The 8,574-nt window shown below is 36.4% G+C and carries 8 protein-coding genes; 3 read left to right on the forward strand and 5 right to left on the reverse strand.

From position 1 onward, the window contains the following. Positions 1-334 precede the first annotated feature (334 nt). Both repM and PG901_RS12985 read left to right on the forward strand, forming a co-directional pair. Entirely contained in the window at positions 335-1,381 is a 1,047-nt protein-coding gene (repM, locus tag PG901_RS12980) for a replication initiation protein RepM (RefSeq protein ID WP_181716612.1), read from the forward strand. A gap of 23 nt (positions 1,382-1,404) precedes the next feature. Further along, on the forward strand, positions 1,405-1,587 hold the full coding sequence (locus PG901_RS12985) for a hypothetical protein (protein ID WP_228722977.1): 183 nt from the start codon (positions 1,405-1,407) through the stop codon (positions 1,585-1,587). Between the two features lie 151 nt (positions 1,588-1,738). Here PG901_RS12985 and PG901_RS12990 read toward each other — a convergent pair whose 3' ends face one another. The 5 genes from PG901_RS12990 to PG901_RS13010 all read right to left on the reverse strand — a co-directional run bounded on the left by PG901_RS12990 (position 1,739) and on the right by PG901_RS13010 (position 6,264). Continuing rightward, the gene (locus PG901_RS12990) at positions 1,739-2,836 is read right to left on the reverse strand and encodes a hypothetical protein (protein WP_181716613.1); all 1,098 of its coding nucleotides are present in this window, start codon (positions 2,834-2,836) and stop codon (positions 1,739-1,741) included. A 190-nt stretch (positions 2,837-3,026) separates the two neighbouring features. After that, positions 3,027-3,821 (reverse strand): DUF3883 domain-containing protein, encoded by a 795-nt coding sequence (locus tag PG901_RS12995; protein ID WP_181716614.1) that lies wholly within the window; start codon positions 3,819-3,821, stop codon positions 3,027-3,029. A gap of 92 nt (positions 3,822-3,913) precedes the next feature. Continuing rightward, entirely contained in the window at positions 3,914-5,044 is a 1,131-nt protein-coding gene (locus PG901_RS13000) for a DNA adenine methylase (protein ID WP_181716615.1), read from the reverse strand. Between the two features lies 1 nt (position 5,045). After that, entirely contained in the window at positions 5,046-5,894 is an 849-nt protein-coding gene (locus PG901_RS13005; RefSeq protein ID WP_271134679.1) for a TdeIII family type II restriction endonuclease, read from the reverse strand. 70 nt (positions 5,895-5,964) lie between these two features. Further along, a complete protein-coding gene (locus PG901_RS13010) occupies positions 5,965-6,264 on the reverse strand; it encodes a mobilization protein MobS (protein ID WP_181716610.1) in 300 nt (99 codons plus the stop codon). 255 nt (positions 6,265-6,519) lie between these two features. Between PG901_RS13010 and PG901_RS13015 the strand changes: the two genes are divergently transcribed. Further along, positions 6,520-8,574, forward strand: a complete 2,055-nt coding sequence (locus PG901_RS13015; RefSeq protein ID WP_181716611.1) for a MobA/MobL family protein — start codon at positions 6,520-6,522, stop codon at positions 8,572-8,574.

Genomic DNA, 8,574 nt, shown 5'->3' on the forward strand with positions numbered 1-8,574 from the left:
TCAGTTTTTCATAATACTTTTTTTTGGATGTTTAAATTTAGCACTATGTTTGATACGTAGTGCTTTTTTTTGTCTTTTTATTACTTCAAAGCTCTTTTAAAGTATTTTAAAAGATTTTAAAAGATTTTAGGCGGTCTCAAAGCCTTTAGTACCAATGCTTACATCGCCTATATGACTACAAATCCTTACCTTGATGACTACAAATCCTTACCTTGATGACTACAAATCCTTACCTTGATGACTACAAATCCTTACTATATAACTACTTGTATATCAATGTAGTTATATATGCTATGATAATTGATGTAATCATACATAATTAAGGATTGAGGAAATGGCAAAGAAAAAAAATAGTGATATGGTTATAAAAAGCAATACGCTTGTATCAGCAAGCTATCACTTAAGTTTGAGCGAGATTAGATTGCTTGATATTGCATTAGCTGAACTAAGCGAGTATGAGTCAGAAGAAAAGCATTTAACAACGTTGCCAGACTTTATAGAAATTAGAGCTGATGAATATGCAAAGTTATACAACGTAACACTACAGCAAGCATATACAGCATTACGTGAAGCGTCAGAGCAGTTATTTACTCGTTACTTCAGATATGAAGTGCAATCAGAGAGCTACCCATCTTTTACTGAAGAACGCAAAGCAAGATGGGTAGGCGAAATTGGCTATGTAAAAGACGAGGGTGTTGTAACACTATCCTTTACAAAAGCATTAGTAGCATTGGCTGGTCGATTTAAAATTGGCGGTAAATTCACACGCTATCACGTTGAGCAAAAAGCACCGTTAACAAGTATATACGCACATAGATTATACGAAATGATGATGTCTTGGCGAAAAACTGGCGATGTTCCATACATCGGATATAGTGAGCTTAGACAGCGTTTTGAAATAGAAAGTACAGAGTACAAAAGAATGTCTAATTTTAAATCACGAGTGCTTGATCCTTCTCTAAAGCAAATCAATGATTTGACTGATATTAAAGTTAGTTATACACAAGAAAAAAAGGGTCGAAAAATTATTGGTTTTACTTTTAAGTTTAAGTTTAAAGAAACAGCTAAAAAGAAAGAAGAAAAAAGAATGGGTGAGCAGACAGACCAAAGGGTGCGTGAGCAAACAGACCAACAGCAAGAGCGGAAAAAATTGAGAAAAATACCTAGTTTGAGTGACGAACAGATCAATATGTTCTGCTTTAAAATAATGAAGAACTACGATTTTATAAGAGATTATAGTAATCAAACAGTTGGCAAAAGCACTGATGAAGTCTACAGTTTTATTGAAGCGATATTGCGTGATGACGATAAGCGACAAGATTTAACTAGATATCTATTGTTAGTTGGTTATGAGTACCCCGAGCGATTGAAGAAAAGCTAATTTATAACGTATATACAGATTATATGAAACATATAGGACGTATTGCCCGTAACCCTCAGTTTATTACTGACTATAATCACATGGTTAGCCCTACTAGCCCAGCTGGACAGTCGCAGCAAGGATGGGAGTTTGAAATGATTAATCGCCTTAAAAAAGACGCTTCTCAATTTAAGAAACGTCCAATCAGGGATTATTTAGAGTATTAAGACTAGCGGTCTATTATAAATGGTTCCATTATAGCGGTCTGTTTTAAGTAGTCTGTTAATGGGTTTGAAGGGTGAAATAGCTGGTTCCGCTGGGGTATGCCTAAATGCTCATTTATATAGAGTCAGGAATATACTTTCACTACTACGAACTTTAATAAAGGTTTATAAGAGGTGTTTGTCTTAGATACTCGTCTGACTGCATATTGAGGGAAGCGTTTTCTACAAGCGGCATCATGTCACGAATGATGTCTGCTTTTATATCTTTGGACAAAGTATGATAATCGCTGATCTCATTTTCAAATGACTTAAAGATCGAGAGAGGCAGGCCGCTACTAGCTGCCAACCAGAATAAAAATACATCTTTATACTTTACAGACGTAAGAATAGATCGACTAAACTCACTTATGCCTAAATAATAATTAAATAGTATCGTAGACCAATTAGAAGGTATGTCTTGGTAACCTATACCTATCCATCTAAAAGGTTTTTCTGATAAATGTGACGGATAATCCGGATAACTGCCTTTAGGTAAGCAGTCAAGTTTTATGACTATGCCAAAAGCTGAAAAATCATCAGGATTAGTATGAGTATATTCTCTATCATGTATATCGCGGGTGCCTACTGCATTAGAAACATAACTAAAAGGTGAATAACCTAAATAATCGTATGTAAATAATATTGTGTCTTCTCCCCTGTGCTTTTTTGGGGATAATACATTGCCTACAGGGAACGTGGTATTTCTTTGAGTTCTAAGTCTGATAATAGCTATATTAAGTGCATTTACTCCCATAATAGGGGTATAAATTGGCGGTCGCGGCTTTATGTATGAAGGTACTAAAAGTGCAGACTGGAAATGATTAAAATCACCCGCATCACTAAATACCTTTTGATTAAACATGGCTCCATAATGCCGATAGTGTTCATCAATGAGGTTAATAGCATAATCAACCATCTCAGCCAAATCAAGATCTGTATCTAATGACTTTACTAGTTTGCCATCGTCAGTCTCAAGAGCATCAATTATAGTAGCGTGAGGAACCGGACGACCATTAATTTGTTCAGCGGAAATGTAGCCGAGCTCTACATTATAATTATCAAAGATATTAAATATATTTTCATATGGAAGATCTTGTGAGTCATTATATGATTTTATTTCATCTAAGATTTTGATTTCGTATATATGTTTTATTGATTGTTTCTCTATATCGCTTGGTATCCCCTCAAAGACTCTGTATTGATTTTCAAGCATAAGACACTCTCGTTTAATCAGGTAGCATTTAAAGTGGTGTACTTAGAAGTAGAATAGACGTTCAATAATTAGTCGATGCTAATTCGTAACCGTATGTTTGTGCTCGACCGCTACATGCTGACATCATTATGTCAGCATGTACTTAATATAGATATGGTAATTACTACAACAAGTGTTGCTCTTGAGTTTTCTAATCCAACCTACTTACTTTGTAAGACATTGAATCGAAACCGTATTGTAAAAATAAATCTTTAGCTGAAATAACATGAACTTTTCCTTCGTTGTTTTCTTTATTAAAATCATAAATACGATATATAAATGAATTATTTTCATACTTATTGATATCAAAAAAATAATATTCGTTTGCTGTCATATAGAATGGAGCATCTATTCGACCTTCTGTGGTTTTAACTTCAATATATATGTCATTGCCATCCTCATCGATGGACAAGATATCAAATCCAGCCCCGTCACCTAGCTCTTTGCTTACATGTATAACTCTATTTACATCTTCAGATGCAAAACATGAGACTCTTTCCTTCTCATGTTTCATAGCAAATTCCTCACCTAAAAGCCCAAGATCAGTTCTGTGCTCATTTAATTTTGCCCAGTCTATCTTCCGAGGCTTAAAATATCTTTGCCTTTGTACTCGTTTACGTTCTACTGTCTCTTCATTTGATATTTTATTTAATGTATTCTGAGATTCTAGACCGGTTAAAATAGACCAAACAGCAGGATAAACCGTCTTATCAATAATGTAACTATTGTAATAGGTACGCACGTCAACACTTTGATGAGATATGATATTACCTATTTTTTGTGCAATTTTTGCTTCTCCTGTTCTAGATAAACTAAGTTGCATATCTTCTTCATCAAACACCATTACTGTATGTAGTAATTTTTTAACTTGCTTCGTGTTCAAGGAGCCGTATTGTTTTAGAAGTAGTAAAACCATCATCCTGATTTCACTTTCTGATGTAGCCATACATCCTACTCCTAATTGATAATGTATCTTAATTGAGCACTCTTTATCATGTCCATTTCAGGCCATACCCTATAAAAGCTTATCTAAACTTTCTATAGATAATTCCTTATAACTAAATGATGTGCATCTTGATCATTTCTATTCTTAAAGCTGACTAAGTATTTCTTTGCAAATCTTTCTATGTTAATTCCAGGTTTATCATATAGGCTTTCTATGAACTCAGTGTATTTTGTCACCAACAACCACTTAGCTTTTGTATTAAGTAGTGTATCAGCAAGCCTTTCTTGGTCACTCTGATCAAATACGTTTTGTGCGTACTCACTGAACTCAGTATCGTATGGAGGATCAAGAAATATGAAGTCGTTTTCGTTAAAATCTTGCTTCTTTATGAATTCCTCGAAGTCTAAGTTAGATATATCACTTAAAGCGTATCTATTTACGTTTTCTGGTTTATATATATAATCTATTTTTTTATCTAAATAATTCTCGTTATAGGATAAACCACCATAGGGCACATTAAACTCTCCTGTCTTGTTAAAACGAAACATACTCGAATAACAGTAATTCCTTATGAAGTAAAAACAAGCAGTATGCAGAGCCTTGCTACTTTCGTCGTTAGGTAGATTTAATCTAAAGAAATTATATACAGTCCTTATGTATGTATAGACTGCGGCTTTAAGAGCTGACTTGAAGTTTTTATCTAGGTCTTCTTCGTTCAAATACCCTTTATTAGCTTCATGCTTAACAATCCTCTTTGCTTTCTTGTAAAACGTACGTTCTATAATCTTTTCAAAGTCTACTGGAACATTCGTAAAATATGTATGTTTTACTAGGAGGTATTGATTTATGAAAGAAGTAGTTATTTCTTTTGAGAAAGTTTCGACATCAACATCTTCATCGTGACGTTCAGTATAAAAATCATTAAATTTAATAGCATTTGCATCGAAAAAAGCGCTTACATCCTTCCATAGTTCGTTAGTACTCTTTAGCCGATCCTTGAGTATCTCACTATCAGACAGGCACAAATCATAGAAGTTATATAATTCATCATATAAATCATTTATGTAATAATGTTCTGCGTCAGTGTTTAAATAGACTGACCCACCACCCACAAAAGGTTCGTAGTAATTATGGACTTCTTGAGGAAAGTAATCTTTTAGAACGGATAGTTCCCTTTCTTTGCCCCCAGGCCACTTCAATAATCCAGGTTTTCTCGTACTCATATTAATCTCCTAAGTATGTATATTTAATATCGTTCAAAGCATCCAAGATAAAAGAAGCGCTTTTTTTATACTCGTCAATAACGACGTTGTAGCCTTCTTCACTACCACAAACAAAATCCCAAAAGTCTTTACCGATTAGCAATTCATCTTCACAAAAGAACTGTCGCACTCGACCTTGCTGCCAAGGCATGCCTTCGCCAAATCGATTATATGCAGTCGCAAAATAGCAAGTGATCTTGGCATCTTCGGGGAGTATATTTTTTAAAATTGCATACTGTTCAAATATTGCTTCTTTTTCTGAACGTGCTTTCTTATTATCTAAATCACCACCGATTTTCAATTCAATGATGTAATACTCATTAGTGCCTTTATCATAAAAACAGTAATCGCTTACATGCGTTTTATGAAATGCCGATACATCTAAACTTGCATCGTTTCTATAGACAGCACTGGCTTTGTCTATCTGATCGTAATGTGCCATCTCAGGCTTTAATGGGTTCTTACTATTTTTATAGCCTTCCAGTAATGTGCTGATAATTTGATACTGCTCAGGGTAAAGATAACCTTCTACGTTTTGAGTGACATCAAACTTTAACTCAGCTATAGACAGCGCCATTCGCTCAAGCATATTGCCAAGTGAGCTGTCGAGCGATCTGACTAAAGAAGTGTAATACTGAATCTCAGGGCCCAAAGCAGATATAAAAACGTTGTGGATCTTCATATTTATAGTACCGTTAGGATTGCCAACCTCCGAAATATGGCGCTCACTAAAGGTCTGTGCAAAATTAATGACATTAGACTTTACTATTTGACGAATAGCTTGTTCTTTAGTCACATTGATATTTATCATATCCATACTCTATATATAATTTTTGAAAAGCTATTATAGAGTAACTACTGCTTTGATAAAGCATGGTTCGCTACAAATATTCATTCTTAGGACAATCTTCCTTTTTCATTACACCACCAAGCTCTTCAACCAAATCTTTCATCAGCTCCCTATCTGTCCTTCTAGTTAAAAAAACCGGCAATTCTTTTGCAGTGTATTCCTTAAGACCATGTATTTCGTCTTTTTCCAGAGCATCTACAAGGAAAGCGCCTAACAGTATCTTTTGTCGTGTCAGCTTCTTATCTAACTTCTGCTTCTCTCTATTTATCTTAAGTTCCAGCTCATTAATCTTTTGCTGTTCTTTTAGATCATTACCACCAAGTAAGCTCATAGTCTTTCCTTAAAATATCAAAATCACAGTTCTCACAACTATAGCAACTTCGCCAATACGTAACAACAGTTTATGATATAGTCAATTAACAGATGGTTGCGTCCCACTGACTAAGTGCGAGTTTTCGACTTCACAAATGTTTATTCCCTACGGTCTAAAAATTTATAAAGTCAAAACACGTTAGGGGAATCCCCTAAAACCCCGCTACTAACAAAAAGCCGTTAGTAGAAAAAACAAAAATAAGAGAAATTAAGCATGGCTATTTTTATCGCATCGACTAAATCAATATCACGAGGTAGTGGACAAAGTGCCGTTGCTAGTGCTAGCTATCGCGCAGGTGTTGAGCTTGAGGATAAGCGATACGGTAAGACTCACGACTATTCAAAAAAGCATGGCGTGATGAGTGCGGATATTATTTTACCCTCAGCATTGGCAGATGCTAAGGCTACCGTTGATCGTAGTGAATTATGGAACAAAGCAGAGCTTGCAGAGAAACGCAAAGATGCCCGAGTCGCTAGAGAATGGCTTGTCAATCTACCGCACGAGTTGAACGAGCAAGAGCGCAAAGAGCTAGCCCATAGCTTCGCCCAGACGCTAGCGGATCGTTACGGTACGATTGCCGATTGCGCTATTCATCAGCCGACACAAAAAGAGATTGATAGAGGAGCAGACCCTCGAAACTTCCATGCTCATATTCTATTTACCACGCGCACCGCAGAGCTTGACGATAATTTTGAGATCGTACTGAAAGATAAGGCGACTATTGAGCTATCAGATAAGAATCGCAGGTCGCTTGGACTAGATCGTGTCAGCGAGGAAGTCAAAGAGGTTAGAAAAATTTGGGAACAGACAGCAAACGACAAACTAGCCGAGCGTAATCTTAACTTAATCGACAGTCGTAGCTATGCAGATCAAGGCAAAGATATTGAACCACAGCTCAAGATGGGTAGCGTTGCGACTAAGTTAGAGCGTGACGCATACGCAGAAGCTAAAGCAGCAGCAAAGGAAAAATCCGAGGTCTTTAACGGCATCGCCCCAGTTACCATCAGGGGTGAAATTAACGCCATGATCGCAGAGCGTAACCGCTTAGTATTACAAGCATCTAATAGAATTATTTTTGAGAAGCGAGATCTTGATGAACGACTTGAAACAACAAAACGATATATTGATCGAGCGGATCAAAGACTTGGAGACACAGAACGAGATATTGCATGGACAAGTAAGAGATGCAAAAACTTATCAAGTTGGATTGATGAAAACCACAAAGCCATTGAGAGCAACACAACAAGAAGTTCAAGCACAGCATCAGCAAATGATAAGCTCACACAACGAGTTAACGACACAAAACAGTCAATTAACAGCATCACTGAAGCTATCAGAAAGTCAGATATTGAAATTAACAGAGCAGTTGAGCAAAGCGCAAGACCAGCCCCAACCCCTTTCGACGACAACTATAGACGAGCCTTTCTTAAGCGAGAAAGACAAATTGATAAAGAGCTTGCAGATGCAGATGACAAAGCTCATAGAGGAAAATTCGGAGATAAAGAGAACTCTAATAATCTTAGAGCGACGTTGAACGCTTTTGCTCATCGTTTAATGACTCGACACGATGAAAAGTTTAGCTTGCGCCCAGGCTTCCACGATAATCCTACTGATTACCCTGACAAATTTGACTATCGACAAGTGAAAATCCTTGATCGCTTCGCTAATGAGTTGGGCTTAAATAACGATTTTGATGATTTTAGAGATGAACAACGGCGCGTTGCTGACTTGTTCACGCTTGACGTTATGCAAGATAACTTGAATGCACTAGATATATTAATTAATAGACAAAAAGAACGTGAGAATTATAACGAACAGACAGCCGATTTTGACGCATTCATTACTAGATTAGATGCTAACCGAGCAACTGAAAATAAGGATTTACAAGGCTCATTGGGACGTAGCGACATTAGCCGAATGACAGCAGAAACACTAACAGCAGTCAGTTATTTAGACAATATCGAGCAGTACATAAACAATGAAACCACAGCTGATGAATGTAAAACATTAGCACAAGAGCAGATAAAAGAGACATTAAGGCGAACTTCTACGCAGTATCAGCTTGCATACGAAGGGTTAAGAACATTAGATAGCAATGAGAGCGTACAGAAGCATGCTAGAGCGCTTGAATCTAGTCTAAGTGTGATTGCTACTAAATATGCTGATAAATTGACTGACAGCGATATTAAGAGCCTTAACGAAGGTTTAAAAGTAATTAACCAAGAGGTAGAGGTTACTAAACCTGTGAATCGACCAACTCCTTTTTAA

Source organism: Psychrobacter sp. ANT_H3 (assembly GCF_027919975.1).
In the GTDB taxonomy this organism is placed as follows: domain Bacteria; phylum Pseudomonadota; class Gammaproteobacteria; order Pseudomonadales; family Moraxellaceae; genus Psychrobacter; species Psychrobacter maritimus.

Coding starts and splice junctions, on each gene's coding strand:
- repM (WP_181716612.1), top strand. CDS start 335: ATGGCAAAGAAAAAAAATAGTGATATGGTTATAAAAAGCAATACGCTT.
- PG901_RS12985 (WP_228722977.1), top strand. CDS start 1,405: ATGAAACATATAGGACGTATTGCCCGTAACCCTCAGTTTATTACTGAC.
- PG901_RS12990 (WP_181716613.1), bottom strand. CDS start 2,836: ATGCTTGAAAATCAATACAGAGTCTTTGAGGGGATACCAAGCGATATA.
- PG901_RS12995 (WP_181716614.1), bottom strand. CDS start 3,821: ATGGCTACATCAGAAAGTGAAATCAGGATGATGGTTTTACTACTTCTA.
- PG901_RS13000 (WP_181716615.1), bottom strand. CDS start 5,044: ATGAGTACGAGAAAACCTGGATTATTGAAGTGGCCTGGGGGCAAAGAA.
- PG901_RS13005 (WP_271134679.1), bottom strand. CDS start 5,894: ATGATAAATATCAATGTGACTAAAGAACAAGCTATTCGTCAAATAGTA.
- PG901_RS13010 (WP_181716610.1), bottom strand. CDS start 6,264: ATGAGCTTACTTGGTGGTAATGATCTAAAAGAACAGCAAAAGATTAAT.
- PG901_RS13015 (WP_181716611.1), top strand. CDS start 6,520: ATGGCTATTTTTATCGCATCGACTAAATCAATATCACGAGGTAGTGGA.